Source organism: Pseudoflavonifractor sp. An85, from assembly GCF_002161235.1.
In the GTDB taxonomy this organism is placed as follows: domain Bacteria; phylum Bacillota; class Clostridia; order Oscillospirales; family Oscillospiraceae; genus Enterenecus.
In genome coordinates this window covers 33,716-46,223 of the sequence record NZ_NFHE01000006.1, presented here as the reverse complement: position 1 = coordinate 46,223, position 12,508 = coordinate 33,716, and the positions used below count along the sequence as shown (strand labels likewise).

General features: G+C 55.1%; 14 protein-coding genes and 2 tRNA genes. 12 read left to right on the top strand and 4 right to left on the bottom strand.

The genetic code is table 11. The annotated features are described in order from the left end of the window. The first annotated feature begins 101 nt into the window (after positions 1–101). Positions 102–740: an endonuclease III gene (nth, locus tag B5G37_RS04585; protein ID WP_087254590.1), complete on the top strand. Its 639-nt coding sequence runs from the start codon at positions 102–104 to the stop codon at positions 738–740. A 35-nt stretch (positions 741–775) separates the two neighbouring features. Here nth and folD read toward each other — a convergent pair whose 3' ends face one another. From folD to B5G37_RS04565, 4 genes are read right to left on the bottom strand one after another with little or no spacing between them, the layout of a single operon-like run. After that, positions 776–1,615, bottom strand: coding sequence for a bifunctional methylenetetrahydrofolate dehydrogenase/methenyltetrahydrofolate cyclohydrolase FolD (folD, locus tag B5G37_RS04580; protein WP_087254588.1), 840 nt, complete (start codon positions 1,613–1,615; stop codon positions 776–778). After that, the gene (lgt, locus tag B5G37_RS04575; protein ID WP_087254584.1) at positions 1,605–2,534 is read right to left on the bottom strand and encodes a prolipoprotein diacylglyceryl transferase; all 930 of its coding nucleotides are present in this window, start codon (positions 2,532–2,534) and stop codon (positions 1,605–1,607) included. The genes folD and lgt overlap by 11 nt, the downstream gene beginning before the upstream one ends. A gap of 2 nt (positions 2,535–2,536) precedes the next feature. Beyond that, complete coding sequence (locus tag B5G37_RS04570) at positions 2,537–3,832, bottom strand: pitrilysin family protein (RefSeq protein WP_087254579.1); 1,296 nt, start codon at positions 3,830–3,832, stop codon at positions 2,537–2,539. Positions 3,833–3,837: 5 nt separating this feature from the next. Further along, on the bottom strand, positions 3,838–5,121 hold the full coding sequence (locus B5G37_RS04565; RefSeq protein WP_087254576.1) for a pitrilysin family protein: 1,284 nt from the start codon (positions 5,119–5,121) through the stop codon (positions 3,838–3,840). 266 nt (positions 5,122–5,387) lie between these two features. Here B5G37_RS04565 and ylxM point away from each other — a divergent pair, with 266 nt between their 5' ends. The 11 genes from ylxM to B5G37_RS04510 all read left to right on the top strand — a co-directional run bounded on the left by ylxM (position 5,388) and on the right by B5G37_RS04510 (position 12,499). Further along, complete coding sequence (gene ylxM, locus B5G37_RS04560) at positions 5,388–5,759, top strand: YlxM family DNA-binding protein (RefSeq protein WP_087254573.1); 372 nt, start codon at positions 5,388–5,390, stop codon at positions 5,757–5,759. 3 nt (positions 5,760–5,762) lie between these two features. After that, complete coding sequence (gene ffh, locus B5G37_RS04555) at positions 5,763–7,103, top strand: signal recognition particle protein (protein ID WP_087254570.1); 1,341 nt, start codon at positions 5,763–5,765, stop codon at positions 7,101–7,103. Positions 7,104–7,166: 63 nt separating this feature from the next. Beyond that, a complete protein-coding gene (rpsP, locus tag B5G37_RS04550; RefSeq protein ID WP_087254567.1) occupies positions 7,167–7,403 on the top strand; it encodes a 30S ribosomal protein S16 in 237 nt (78 codons plus the stop codon). A gap of 20 nt (positions 7,404–7,423) precedes the next feature. Beyond that, on the top strand, positions 7,424–7,654 hold the full coding sequence (locus B5G37_RS04545; RefSeq protein WP_162611660.1) for a KH domain-containing protein: 231 nt from the start codon (positions 7,424–7,426) through the stop codon (positions 7,652–7,654). 67 nt (positions 7,655–7,721) lie between these two features. Beyond that, positions 7,722–8,207, top strand: coding sequence for a ribosome maturation factor RimM (gene rimM, locus B5G37_RS04540; protein WP_087254561.1), 486 nt, complete (start codon positions 7,722–7,724; stop codon positions 8,205–8,207). A 5-nt stretch (positions 8,208–8,212) separates the two neighbouring features. Beyond that, on the top strand, positions 8,213–9,403 hold the full coding sequence (trmD, locus tag B5G37_RS15915) for a tRNA (guanosine(37)-N1)-methyltransferase TrmD (protein WP_343229682.1): 1,191 nt from the start codon (positions 8,213–8,215) through the stop codon (positions 9,401–9,403). Between the two features lie 19 nt (positions 9,404–9,422). Continuing rightward, on the top strand, positions 9,423–10,238 hold the full coding sequence (locus B5G37_RS04530) for a hypothetical protein (protein ID WP_087254558.1): 816 nt from the start codon (positions 9,423–9,425) through the stop codon (positions 10,236–10,238). Then, positions 10,229–11,086: a 16S rRNA (adenine(1518)-N(6)/adenine(1519)-N(6))-dimethyltransferase RsmA gene (gene rsmA / locus B5G37_RS04525; protein WP_087254555.1), complete on the top strand. Its 858-nt coding sequence runs from the start codon at positions 10,229–10,231 to the stop codon at positions 11,084–11,086. Before B5G37_RS04530 ends, rsmA begins: the two co-directional genes overlap by 10 nt. An 84-nt stretch (positions 11,087–11,170) precedes the next feature. After that, on the top strand, positions 11,171–11,911 hold the full coding sequence (locus B5G37_RS04520; RefSeq protein WP_087254552.1) for an SH3 domain-containing protein: 741 nt from the start codon (positions 11,171–11,173) through the stop codon (positions 11,909–11,911). A 424-nt stretch (positions 11,912–12,335) separates the two neighbouring features. Next, positions 12,336–12,411: transfer RNA gene (locus B5G37_RS04515), tRNA-Thr, on the top strand. An 11-nt stretch (positions 12,412–12,422) separates the two neighbouring features. Then, positions 12,423–12,499 (top strand) — tRNA-Arg (locus B5G37_RS04510). The last annotated feature ends 9 nt before the right edge of the window (positions 12,500–12,508 follow it).

The window sequence follows — 12,508 nt, the reverse complement described above, 5'->3', positions numbered from 1 at the left end:
CCTATTATATCCGCTTTACTCAAATAAAGCAATAGACAATCCGTAAACTTTCGTGGATTTCTTCCCAGCGCTATGGTATGATATCGCCAGAGGTGATACATATGAAAACAAAGAAGCAGGTACAAGCCATGGTGGACGGTCTCAAAAAACTCTATCCCGACGGCATCTGCTCCTTGCAATATGAGAAAGATTATGAGTTGCTCTTTGCCGTACGGCTCTCCGCGCAGTGTACGGATGAACGGGTCAACCAGGTCACTCCTGCCCTTTTTGCCCGCTTCCCTACTCTGGAGGATTTTGCCCAGGCAGACGTGGAAGAAGTGGGGGAATACATCCACTCCTGCGGATTCTTCCGGGCCAAAAGCCGAGACTTGGTGCTGTGTGCTCAGGTGCTTCTCTCCCAGCATGGAGGCAAGGTGCCAGGCACCATGGAAGAGCTGGTGGCTTTGCCTGGAGTAGGTCGTAAAACAGCCAACCTCATTTTGGGTGATGTGTTCCACACTCCCGGCGTGGTGGTAGCAGACACCCACTGCATCCGCATTGCCGGACGTCTGGGTCTCACCGATGGGACCAAGGACCCGGCGAAGGTGGAAAAACAGCTGCGGGAAATCCTGCCTCCGGAGGAGTCCAATAACTTCTGCCATCGCCTGGTGCTCCATGGGCGGGCCATCTGTACCGCACGTCAAGCAAAATGCGGCATGTGCCCTCTGGCCCCGGTGTGTGACTATGCCGCCAAACAGTAAAAAGAAAAGCCCCGCCGATTTCGGCGGGGCTTGCTTCATTTCAAGTGGTTTTTGGCGGCTGTCAGGGTATTGAGCATGAGCATGGCTCGGGTCATGGGACCCACCCCACCGGGTACCGGGGTGAGATAGGAGGCCTTGGGCTCTACCTCTTCCACTACCACGTCGCCGCACAGCTTGCCCTCGGCATTGCGGTTCATGGCCACATCAACGACTACAGCGCCCTCCTTTACCATGTCACCAGTGACCAGGCCAACCTGGCCCACCGCGGAAACCAGAATGTCTGCGGTAGCAGCAATCTCTTTCATATCCGGGGTACGGGAGTGGCAGACGGTGACGGTTCCGTGAGCATGGAGCAACAGCATAGCCATAGGCTTGCCCACAATGTTGGAGCGGCCCAGTACTACACACCGCTTTCCGATGGGGTCGATGTGGTACTCTTTCAGCATTTCCATCACACCGCCGGGGGTACAGGGCTGGAACACAGGCTGGCCAATGGTAAGCTGCCCCACATTATAGGGGTGGAAACAATCCACATCCTTGCTGGGGTCAATGGCCAGCAACACCTCTTCCTCGCAGAAGCCCTGAGGCAGGGGCAGCTGCACCAAAATACCGTCGATATCTTCCCGGCGGTTCAGCTCACCAATGAGCTCCAGCAGCTCCTGCTGGGTGCTGGTTTCGGGAAGGGCGTACTCCTCACTGTAATAGCCGCACTCCTCGCAGTCCTTACGTTTGCTGTTGACATACACCCGGGAGGCGGGGTTATCACCTACAATGATGACTGCCAGCCCCGGACGGCGGCTCAGTTGAGCTGCCTCTTCCCTTGCCTGTGCCTTCAATTTTTTGGCCAAGGCCAAGCCATCCATTTTAATTGCCATTGATTTCTTGCTCCTTCTTCTCGTTCTCTTCCTCCAAGGGTGGAGTGGCCGGTTTTCCCCGTTTGAACTGAATGATCATAATCACCAGTGCCACCGCAGCAGACAGGATGCCCAACAGTTGAGATGTGCGCAGCCCTGTGCCGAAGAAATACAGACTGTCCGTGCGCATACCTTCAATGAATGCCCGTCCCACGCCGTACCAGATGACGTAGCACAGGAACATCTGTCCGTCAAACTTCCGCCCCTTCCGGGCCAGCAGTACCAGTAATACAAAACCCAGTACATTCCACAAAGATTCGTAGAGAAAGGTGGGATGTACGCCCACGGTACCATCCAAAATGCTTTGGTATACGTCTGCAGACTCCAATAACCCTTTCCCCATCAGTTCATTGGCGATGGAGGGAGAACACATGCGCCAAGGCAGGGTGGTCAGACCACCGTATGCCTCTACATTGATGAAATTGCCCCAGCGGCCAATGGCCTGGCCAATGAGCAGGCCATAACAGCCCACATCCACGTAGTTCCAAAAAGATTGGCGACGCACCTTGCAGTAGACGGCCACAGTGACCACTGCCATGATCACGCCGCCGTAGATGGCCAGCCCGCCGTCCCAGATGGCAATCACTCGTCCCCAGTCCAGAGAGCCATCAGCATTTTGAAATTGAGAGGGATAGAAAATCACATAATACGCCCGGGCGCCAAGGATGGAGAGCGGAACGGCGAAAAAGAGCATGTCCGTCAACTTTTCCCCATCTACACCAAAGTAGGCGGCTTTTCGATAACAGTAGAACGTGGCCAGTAAAAATCCACAGGCGATGATGACACCATACCAATAGACATCTTTGCCAAACAGCTCAATGGCCACACGATTGAGGGTAAATTCCAGGCCCAGGCCGGGAAAAGTCACTGTCTGAACCATGCTCACTCCCACCTTTCCTGCCCAGCGGTACCCACCGGGCACACCACAGCCAGTGCCACACGCTCTGGCACACACCACTGCTCCAGCATAGCCTTCACGTCCTCCCACTCAATGCTCTGGAAGCACTGGGGGAAGTAAAAATAATCTTCGCCCCGGAAGTAATTTTGAGCCAGTTCGATGCAGGTGTCCTCCAGGGAGTTCAGCCGTCGCACCATACTTCCGTAGGCGGCCTTTTTGAGGCGATCCCAGAGCTGAGGATTAATACCCTCTCGGCACAGCCGCTGAGCCTCGGCCACCACGGCATCCCGTACCGCACGGGGGTCCCGGCTCTCTCCTCCTGCCATGAGATAAGCACAACCGAGTATAGACTCGTAGTCCCCGCCAAAATTGCTGTTGATGAGCCCTTCTTCGTACAACTTGGTGTACAGAGGCGCGGAAGAGCCAAAGAGCACGTCACACATCAGATCCCCCACCAACTGCTGGCGCAATTCCTTACCGGCGGGAGCGGGGGTTCCCTTGATACCCAGTTCGAACACAGGCACCGACACGAGCATTTCCTTTTCCACGTAGCTCCGGGATACGCCCACAGGTTCCTGCTCTCCCAAATCTACCTGGCCCAGATATCCGCCGCTGCTGGGCAGCACTTGCTGTGCCAACTCTACCACTTTCTCTGGATCCACAGAGCCAGCCACACACAGCACCATGTTTTCCGGACGGTAAAATGCCTCGTGACAGCGGTAGAGCACCTCCGGAGTGATCTGGGCGATGGACTGCTCACTGCCTGCCACCCGCACCCGCACCGGATGGTTTTGGTACATGCTCTCCATAAGCTGGTAGTACACTTCCACGTCCGGATCATCCAGGCACATGCGTATTTCCTGGGCAATGATGCCCTGCTCTTTGTCCACACTCTCTTGGGTGAAATAGGGGGTGGAGACAAAGCTGAGCAGGGTACGCAGATTCTCCTCAAAGCCTCGGGTACATTCAAAATAGTAGCCTGTGATGGCCGCAGCGGTAAAGGCATTGTCTACAGCGCCATTGGCCGCCATAATTTGCAGCACATTTCCCTCTTCTGAGTCGAACATTTTGTGCTCCAAAAAATGAGCCACACCGGCGGGAGTGTCCACCCAATGGCCGTCCTCGCTGCGAAACCGCAAGTTCATACCGCCATATCGCGTAGCAAAAAAGGCAAACTGCTTCCCATATTCCGGGCGAACATCCACCAGAATCTCCAGACCATTATCCAAACGCTGGCGGTAGACATTTTCCCCCAGTAGCGTATATTCCCGCAGTTCCATGGATCTTACGCCTCCTCTCCTGTGAGATAATAGATGGTGTCCAAAGTCAGCATATTGGCCACGGCCACCACGTCCTGCTTGGACACTCGCTCTACCTGCTCAGACAAATCGTCTGCCCGAGTGGGATCGCCTCCGGTGAGTGCTGTGGTGACACAGTCATCCTCCATCAGGCCTTGGCTGTCCTTGCGGCTGATAAGCGCATTGACCACCGATCGAATGGCTGCCTGCATCTCCTCCTGGGTGAAATCACCCTGACGAATGGCATCCAACTGGTTCAAAATGGCCTCCTTAGCCACTATGAACTTGGAAAACTCCACGCCCGAAGACACCACCATCAGTCCCTTGATCTTATCCAGCAGTGAGGAGGCGAAATAACAAAGGCTCATCTTCTCTCGTACATTGGTAAAAAGCTTGGAGTGTGCCGTCCCGCCATACAGGGCGTTGCACACCAACAGCGCTGGGAGCTGGGGATGATTGACTGTAATCCCGCCGGTACGGAAGCCCAGCGCCAGCTTACCCTGAGTCACATCCAGAATGTCTGTCACTTCCCGCACCTGCTCCTGCATGGGCTTGGCTACCACCTGGCATTCCACCGGGGCATGCCGATCCCGAAGCAAGGAGCCAAAGGCGGAGACAATGGCCTGCTCCACCCGATCCAATCCCGCGGAACCTCCATAATAAAAGGTAACGTGACTCTGAGCCAACAGGGTTTGGTAGTGTTGCCATAGCTGCTGGGCCGTCATGGTTCGGGCTTGCTGTGCGTCTCCCAGCTTGTCCACAGCATACCGCTCTTGGCTGCACATCTCCTGTACCAGGCGGAAAATGGACCAGCCTCGCTTGTCGTTGATACGGGCAGCAATGCGGTCGGCCAGGTTGGCACCTTCACTGGAGACAAATTCTCCATCAAACACCCCATTCACCGTGTAGGGGTCAAGCAGAATCTCTCCCACAAGCGCCACAGCAGGTTCCAACACTGCCATACCGTCCAAGGCATAGTGGTCGTCAATGAAGCTACACTGAAAGCCCACACTTTGGCTCTCCCCACGCTGGCGCACCGCAGGACCCAGGGAAGCCCCATAGAGTTCGTCAGTGGCCGCAGACAGGGCCTCAATGTTCGGGTGTTTACGGCTGCCCCGGTAGAGAACGTCTGGGATGAGGGCGTAGGCTGTGGCAGTATCCTCTTGCAACGGCATGGTCAGTGTGACGCTGAACACGCCAGTTTTAAATTGCTTGGTCTGAGTCATTACCAACTCAACCCCTTCAGCCAGGGTTTTGTGGAATCGCTCCATAAGCGTCCTCCTTCTTAAGGGTATAAAGTGTAAGGTACATTATACATCATTTCCCCATTCTTGCCACCACAAACTTTGGTTTCCACGTTATTTTTGCCTGTTGCGTCAAAATTCCCAAAACACCACAGAAAAGTATGTGCATTTTAGGAAAAAATGACTGCATCTTTGGAAAGTGTTTTTCCTTGACAGCAGGATGTGGCTATGGTATAGTATCTAATTGTAAAGCCGACTTGCTTTACACAACACGGTTTGGGAGGTGCAAATCCATGAAGAATCAGGCATACCGAATGGCCATGCTCTATGATTTTTATGGTGATTTGCTCACAGACCGTCAAAAAGAGTTTTACGACCTCTATTACAACGAGGACCTCTCCCTCTCCGAGATTGCCGAGAACTACGGCATCTCTCGCCAGGGTGTGCGCGACGTCATTGTGCGTGCGGAAGCCGCCATGGATGAGATTGAGGAGAAAACCCACCTGATCCGCCGGTTCCACCAAAGCCAGAAAGAGCTGATGGCCATTGATGAGGCGGCTGATCGTCTGCTTCAGGCTGTGCATGCAGGATCCTGCACCGCCTCCACCCTGGAGGAGATCGCCCGAAGTATTAAGGAACACACCGCAAAGCTCAAACAGGAGTAAGCCATGGCATTTGAAAGCTTAACTGAAAAACTTTCTGCCACCTTCCGCCGCTTGCGAGGCAAAGGCCGCATCAGCGAAGCGGACGTGAAGGCCGCCATGAAAGAGATTAAGATGGCTCTTTTGGAGGCGGACGTCAACTTTAAGGTGGTTAAAAACTTTGTGGCTTCTGTGACGGAGCGTGCCGTGGGCACCGACGTGCTGGAGTCCCTCACCCCGGCTCAGATGATCGTGAAGATCGTCAACGAAGAGCTGACTGCTTTGATGGGCGGTGGTGACAGCAAATTGACCATCGCCTCTGCCCCGCCCACGGTAGTGATGCTGGTGGGTTTGCAGGGCGCCGGTAAGACGACCAACGGTGCCAAGCTGGCCGGTCTGATGAAAAAGCAGGGCAAGCGACCCCTGTTGGCCGCCTGTGATATCTATCGCCCTGCCGCCATCCGTCAGTTGGAGGTGGTGGGTGAGCAGTTGGACATTCCCGTCTTCCAGATGGGCCAGACTAATCCCGTGGACATCGCCAAAGCTTCCGTGGAGCATGCCAAAAAGCACGGCAACGACATGGTGTTTTTGGATACCGCAGGCCGTCTGCACATCGATGAGCAGTTGATGGACGAGCTGAAAGCGGTAAAGGCCGCGGTCAACCCCACCGAGATCCTTTTGGTGGTGGATGCCATGATCGGTCAGGATGCCGTCAATGCGGCCAAGGCCTTTGACGAGGCATTGGACATCGACGGTGTGATGCTCACCAAACTGGATGGTGACGCCCGTGGTGGTGCTGCCCTCTCCATTCGGGCTGTCACCGGAAAGCCTATCAAGTTTGCTGGCACCGGTGAAAAGCTAGACAACATCGAGGTGTTCCATCCCGACCGTATGGCCAGCCGTATTTTGGGCATGGGCGACGTGCTCTCCCTCATTGAGAAGGCAGAGCAGAGCTTGGACGCCAAAAAGGCTGCCGAGCAGATGGAGCGCATGCGCAAAAACAAGTTTACTCTGGCCGATTTTTATGACCAGCTGGTGCAGGTCAAGAAAATGGGTTCCATGCAGGATATTGCCTCCATGCTCCCAGGTATGGGAGGCAAGAAGATGGATTTCAGCGTGGACGAGGTTGGTCTTGCCAAGATCGAGGCCATCATTCAATCCATGACCCCCTATGAACGGGAAAATCCCTCGGTCCTCAACTCCAGCCGGAAAAAGCGCATTGCGGCCGGTTCCGGTACCCAAGTGGTGGACGTCAACCGCCTGCTCAAGCAGTTTGAGGCGATTCAGATGCTCACCCGTCAGTTCTCCAACCCCAAGAAGGCCAAAGGCCTGCTCAGCCGCATCAAAGGCATGGGGTTGCCATTTTAAGGTTGGTTTCTGTCCCCCACGGACATTGCCATATACGATAGAATCTATGGAGGTGAAAATACAATGGTTAAGATCAGACTGCGTCGCATGGGCGCCAAGAAGGCTCCCTTCTACCGCGTTGTGGTTGCCGATTCCCGCTATCCCCGCGATGGCCGTTTCATCGAGGAGCTGGGCACCTATGATCCCCGCCAGAATCCCGCTGCCATCAACATCGATGTGGAGCGTGCTCAGGCTTGGATTAAGACCGGCGCTCAGCCCACCGACACCGTGCGTGACCTGCTGAAGAAGGCTGGCGTGTAAGCGCGCGATTGGAGGTCCTCATGAAGGAATTGCTCACTTATATTGCCCAAAACCTGGTGGAACATCCGGACCAGGTTTCTGTGACCGAGCACGAGACTCCCGCAGAAACCGTTTTGGAGCTGCGTGTGGCCGCCGAGGACATGGGTAAGGTGATTGGCCGTCAGGGTCGCATCGCCAAAGAGATTCGAGCGCTGATGCGCTCGGTTGCCCAGCGTCAGGGCAAGAAGGTTTCAGTTGATATTCTCGACTGACACAGCCGCTGAGGCGGGGGCTTGCCCCCGCCTTTTTGATTTCTATTCACAAGAGGTGAACCAAACTATGATCCATCCCTATCTGGAATGCGGCCAAATCGTCAACACCCACGGCATCCGTGGCGAAGTAAAGATTGTCCCCTGGGCCGACAGCGCAGAATTTCTCTGTCAGTTTTCCACTCTGTATATTGACGGCTCTCCGGTCAAGGTGCAAAACGCCCGTGTGCACAAAGGCAGCGTCATTGCACAGCTGGAAGGCGTGTCCGACGTGAATACCGCCATGCTGCTGAAAAACAAGGTAGTCCACATTCGTCGCGAGGATGCCAAGCTCCCCGAAGGGACCTTCTTCCTCGCCGACATCCTCGGCTTGGATGTAGTGGACGAGCAGGGCGTCAAGCTGGGTGTTTTGAAAGATATTCTCTCCCCCTCCCGTCAGCAGGTATATGTGGTGGAAGGTGAGCGTCAAATTCTCATTCCTGCCGTGCCCGAGTTCATCCTGGAGACCAACGTGGAGGCCGGATATATCAAGGTTCGTCTCATTGAGGGGATGTGAGAGCCGTGTATCACATTGATATCATGACTCTGTTCCCCGACACCGTGGGGGATGTACTGAGTGAATCCATTTTAGGTCGCGCCCAAGAGCGGGACTACATTCGCATTCTCACGCACCAAATTCGGGACTACACGCAAAACAAGCAAAAGCAAGTGGACGACTACCCTTACGGCGGCGGCCAAGGGGCTGTGATGCAGGCCGATCCCCTCTACCAGTGCTGGAAGCACATTTGCGGCCAGCACCAGAGCAAGCCGCACACCATTTACCTCTCCCCTTGCGGCAAAACCTTTACCCAGGAGGATGCCCGCCGTCTGGCCCGGGAATATGACCATCTGATTTTAGTCTGTGGCCACTATGAGGGCATTGACCAAAGATTTATTGATGGGTATGTGGACGAGGAGATCTCCCTGGGTGACTTTGTGCTCACCGGCGGCGAAATAGCCGCCATGGCTGTGGCAGACGCCGTGTGCCGTCTTATCCCGGGAGTGCTCTCCCACGACGCATGCTTTGAGGACGAGAGCCACTGGAATGGCTTATTGGAATATCCCCAATATTCCCGCCCTGCTCAATGGCATGGCATGGAGGTGCCCCAGGTGCTCACCTGCGGAGATCACAAGAAGGTGGAGCGGTGGCGACGCAAGCAGTCTCTCATTCGTACCCGGGACCGTCGTCCCGATTTGTACGCCAAACTGGACCTATCCTCCAAGGAAGATCAGAAGCTGTTGGCGGAAATTCGGGCGGAGGAGTTGCAAAAGCCCCTTACCCTTCCCGTCTCCTGTACCCCTGCTACCTGTGAGGACTGGGAGAACATTTCTTGGTCTTACGCCTCACCCATGCCTTCCCATGGTTACCTGATCTGGCACGGGGATCAGCCCGCCGCCTGTATCTCTCTCAGTCCTCTAAACGCAGAAGAGGCCCTGGGTATTCAAGACGGTAAATGGTCTGCCCAGGAGCCCAGCCTGTGGCTCCAGTTCCACGGCCAGGACCCTGCGCTGGTGCATACCAATTTGATGGAGCATGTGCTCTCCTGCGCCAGAGATTTGGCCCGTGAAGCAGGAATAGGCTGGATTCGCACCGCAGCGGACAAAAGGAAGAAAGCACAGTTGGAACACCTGAAAGCGGCCGGATTTCAATACCGTGGGAACCTTTCCAGAGGACAGACCCGTGAAGTGGCCTATGAGCTGCGGTTAAAATAACGACTGGGAGGTACCAGCTATGATTTTGGGCATTGATGCAGGTACCAGCGCGGTGAAGCTGGCAGTGCTGGACGAAGGGCGGGTTTGTGCCACCCATTATCAACCCAATCATGATACTACAGCCCACACCTTACAACAGGCTCTGGAGCAATCCAAAATCAACGCTCTGCCCATCACCCATGTGTCAGTCACCGGTCTCAACGGCTCTCGCTGCGGGGCTGAGTGTTTGGGCCTGCCCCGGTGTACTGTATCTGAACTGGATGCTATCGGATGCGCTGGCGCCTTTCTCTCTGGAAAAAGTGAGGCTCTGGTAGTCAACATGGGCACAGGCACCACCTTTGTGCTGGCCCAAAATGGAACCTACACCCACTTGGGCGGAACTGGAATTGGCGGAGGAACCCTCATGGGACTGGGCCGTGGGCTGCTGGGTGTACACACCCCGGACGAACTATTCCAGTTGGCCAACCAGGGGGATATGGGACATGTGGATTTGCGTATTGGAGACCTGTTTGTCGGATCGGAAACCTTGGACCCCACCCTCACCTCCTCCAATCTGGCCAAGGCATCCCCGGATTCCACCCATGCAGACTGGGCCGCAGGCCTTTTGAATCTGGTGCTGGAGTGCACCGGTACCATGGCCATGTTGGCTTGTGGGGCACACCAGGTGTCAGAGGTGGTGTTGCTGGGGGCCTTGACCCAGCTTCCCCAGGCCAAAGAGCGTTTTCAGGTTTTCACGCGGTTTTATACCCCCAATTATCAGATCGTCCCCAACGCCGACTGCGCCACTGCCATCGGCACAGCATTGCTGGCAAAGGAGAACCAAACATGGATTTAACCAACTTATCAGATATTAAGGCCCTATTGGCCCGCCATGGATTCCACTTTTCCAAATCCATGGGCCAGAATTTTCTCATTGAGGACTGGGTGCCTCGGGACATTGCTCACAGTGCTCGGTTGGATGATACCTGCGGCGTTTTGGAAATCGGCCCCGGCATTGGGCCTCTCACCGTTCAGCTGGCCCAGCAGGCTGCCAAGGTGGTGTCTGTGGAGCTGGACCGGTCTCTGCTCCCCATCCTGGCGGAGACAGTAGGCGGATATGACAACGTGGAGATCGTTCCCGGCGACGTGATGAAGCTGAACATTCCCCAGCTGGTAGAAGAAAAGTTTCAGGGCTTGACCCCCATGGCCTGTGCCAATTTGCCCTACAACATCACCACACCTGTCATCACTCTGCTGCTGGAAAGCGGTTGTTTCCGGCGTGTGACTGTGATGATCCAGCGAGAAGTGGCCAAGCGCATCTGCGCTCAACCGCGTACATCGGATTTTGGTGCCTTCTCCCTGTTCTGTCAGTACCACGCCCACTGTGAGTATCTCTTTGAAGTTCCTGCCCAGTGCTTCATTCCCGCCCCCAAGGTCACCTCTGCGGTGATTGGTATGACCCTCCGGGACACTCCCCCTGTGGACTGCCCGCCTAAGCAACTGTTTTCGGTCATCCGAGCCTCTTTTGCCCAACGGAGAAAGACTTTGCTCAATGCCCTCTCCTCCGCCTACGGCAGTCAGTTGACCAAGGATCAGATTCGGCAGATTTTGGCTCAGTGTGGCTTCCCGGAAACCGTGCGCGGCGAACAGCTGGGGCTGGAGGAATTCTCCGCTTTGACCCACGCCCTGTATCAACACATGTAAGTACTCAGCCCTTTCAGGTATTCCACCGGGAAGGGCTGTCACTTTGCTGGCCCAGGCATACACTGGGGTGAAGGAGGTCTCATTATGCCTATCATTTATCTATCCCCCTCCACCCAGGAGAGTAATTTGTACGTCAACGGCGGCAGCGAAGAGGAGTGGATGAACCGCCTTGCCGATGCGATGGTTCCATACCTGGATGCTACTGGCATTCGATATTCTCGCAATACCCCCGATATGACCGCGGCGTCCTCCATCCGGGCATCCAATGCCGGAAATTATGATTTGCACCTGGCTTTGCACTCCAACGCCTCTCCACCTGGACTGGAGGGTCAAACCCGTGGCGTGTTGGTCTTTCACTATCCCGGCAGCGTCCAGGGAACCCGGGCAGCTACCATTATGGCCGATCAACTCAAGCAGATCTACCCCATCCCAGACCTAGTGCGAGCAGAGCCAACCAGAACCATTGGCGAAGTACGGCTCACCCGTGCCCCCTCCGTCTTTTTGGAGTTGGGCTACCATGACAATCTGGACGATGCAGTGTGGGTACAAAGCAACTTGGACTTGATTGCTCAAACCATCGTGCGAGCCCTGGCGGAATATTTCCAAATCCCCTTTCTTACCCCCAATGCTCCTCGTCAAGGTGTGGTAGATGTGAGCTGGGGCTATCTCAACATCCGTGCACGGCCCTCTCTATCTGCCCCAGTCATCGCCAAAGCCTACGACGGGGCCACACTCACCATTCTCAACCAGTGGCAGGATTGGTATCTGGTGTCCCTGGATGGCACCGAAGGTTATGCAAGCGCAGACTTCATCACCCTGGTTTGAACGGGAGCCTCTAGAGCGACAAATTCCAGCAGAACATGTATGGGTGCCCATCACACATCCCCGTCAGGCGATGTGGGCTTGGAGTGTCCTGCAAACCCTGGCACATGGGTGTGCCCCCCTTGCAGAGAACCGCCCTCATGACTCCATTTGACTTATTCATAATTTTTTCAAAATTTCTTCAAACTTTATCCACTCTCCGAAATCGGGATGTGGTATTCTAAGGATGTCAGAAATGACAACTCCTCCCTCTCTCTTTTGAAAACCTTGCCCCCTCCACCCGCCCACGGTGGAGGGGGCCACTTTGTTCCCTACTCTCATGAAATGTCGTCGAAATTTTTTCATTTAGGGGTTGACAGCTGCTTGCCTTCGTGCTAGAATAAACAAGCTTTTGAGCCTCGCCTCTGCCACGATGGCGTCACGGAATGCTGGTGTAGCTCAGTTGGTAGAGCAGCTGATTCGTAATCAGCAGGTCGCGTGTTCAAGTCACGTCACCAGCTCCACAAGTCAATTTGCGGCTGTAGCTCAGCTGGATAGAGTGTTTGGCTACGAACCAAAAGGTCGGGGGTTCGAATCCCTCCAGCCGTACCAAAGATCCCG

Excerpts from the sequence above, each read along its gene's own strand:
- nth (WP_087254590.1), top strand. The coding sequence starts at position 102 with ATGAAAACAAAGAAGCAGGTACAAGCCATGGTGGACGGTCTCAAAAAA.
- folD (WP_087254588.1), bottom strand. The coding sequence starts at position 1,615 with ATGGCAATTAAAATGGATGGCTTGGCCTTGGCCAAAAAATTGAAGGCA.
- lgt (WP_087254584.1), bottom strand. The coding sequence starts at position 2,534 with ATGGTTCAGACAGTGACTTTTCCCGGCCTGGGCCTGGAATTTACCCTC.
- B5G37_RS04570 (WP_087254579.1), bottom strand. The coding sequence starts at position 3,832 with ATGGAACTGCGGGAATATACGCTACTGGGGGAAAATGTCTACCGCCAG.
- B5G37_RS04565 (WP_087254576.1), bottom strand. The coding sequence starts at position 5,121 with ATGGAGCGATTCCACAAAACCCTGGCTGAAGGGGTTGAGTTGGTAATG.
- ylxM (WP_087254573.1), top strand. The coding sequence starts at position 5,388 with ATGAAGAATCAGGCATACCGAATGGCCATGCTCTATGATTTTTATGGT.
- ffh (WP_087254570.1), top strand. The coding sequence starts at position 5,763 with ATGGCATTTGAAAGCTTAACTGAAAAACTTTCTGCCACCTTCCGCCGC.
- rpsP (WP_087254567.1), top strand. The coding sequence starts at position 7,167 with ATGGTTAAGATCAGACTGCGTCGCATGGGCGCCAAGAAGGCTCCCTTC.
- B5G37_RS04545 (WP_162611660.1), top strand. The coding sequence starts at position 7,424 with ATGAAGGAATTGCTCACTTATATTGCCCAAAACCTGGTGGAACATCCG.
- rimM (WP_087254561.1), top strand. The coding sequence starts at position 7,722 with ATGATCCATCCCTATCTGGAATGCGGCCAAATCGTCAACACCCACGGC.
- B5G37_RS04530 (WP_087254558.1), top strand. The coding sequence starts at position 9,423 with ATGATTTTGGGCATTGATGCAGGTACCAGCGCGGTGAAGCTGGCAGTG.
- rsmA (WP_087254555.1), top strand. The coding sequence starts at position 10,229 with ATGGATTTAACCAACTTATCAGATATTAAGGCCCTATTGGCCCGCCAT.
- B5G37_RS04520 (WP_087254552.1), top strand. The coding sequence starts at position 11,171 with ATGCCTATCATTTATCTATCCCCCTCCACCCAGGAGAGTAATTTGTAC.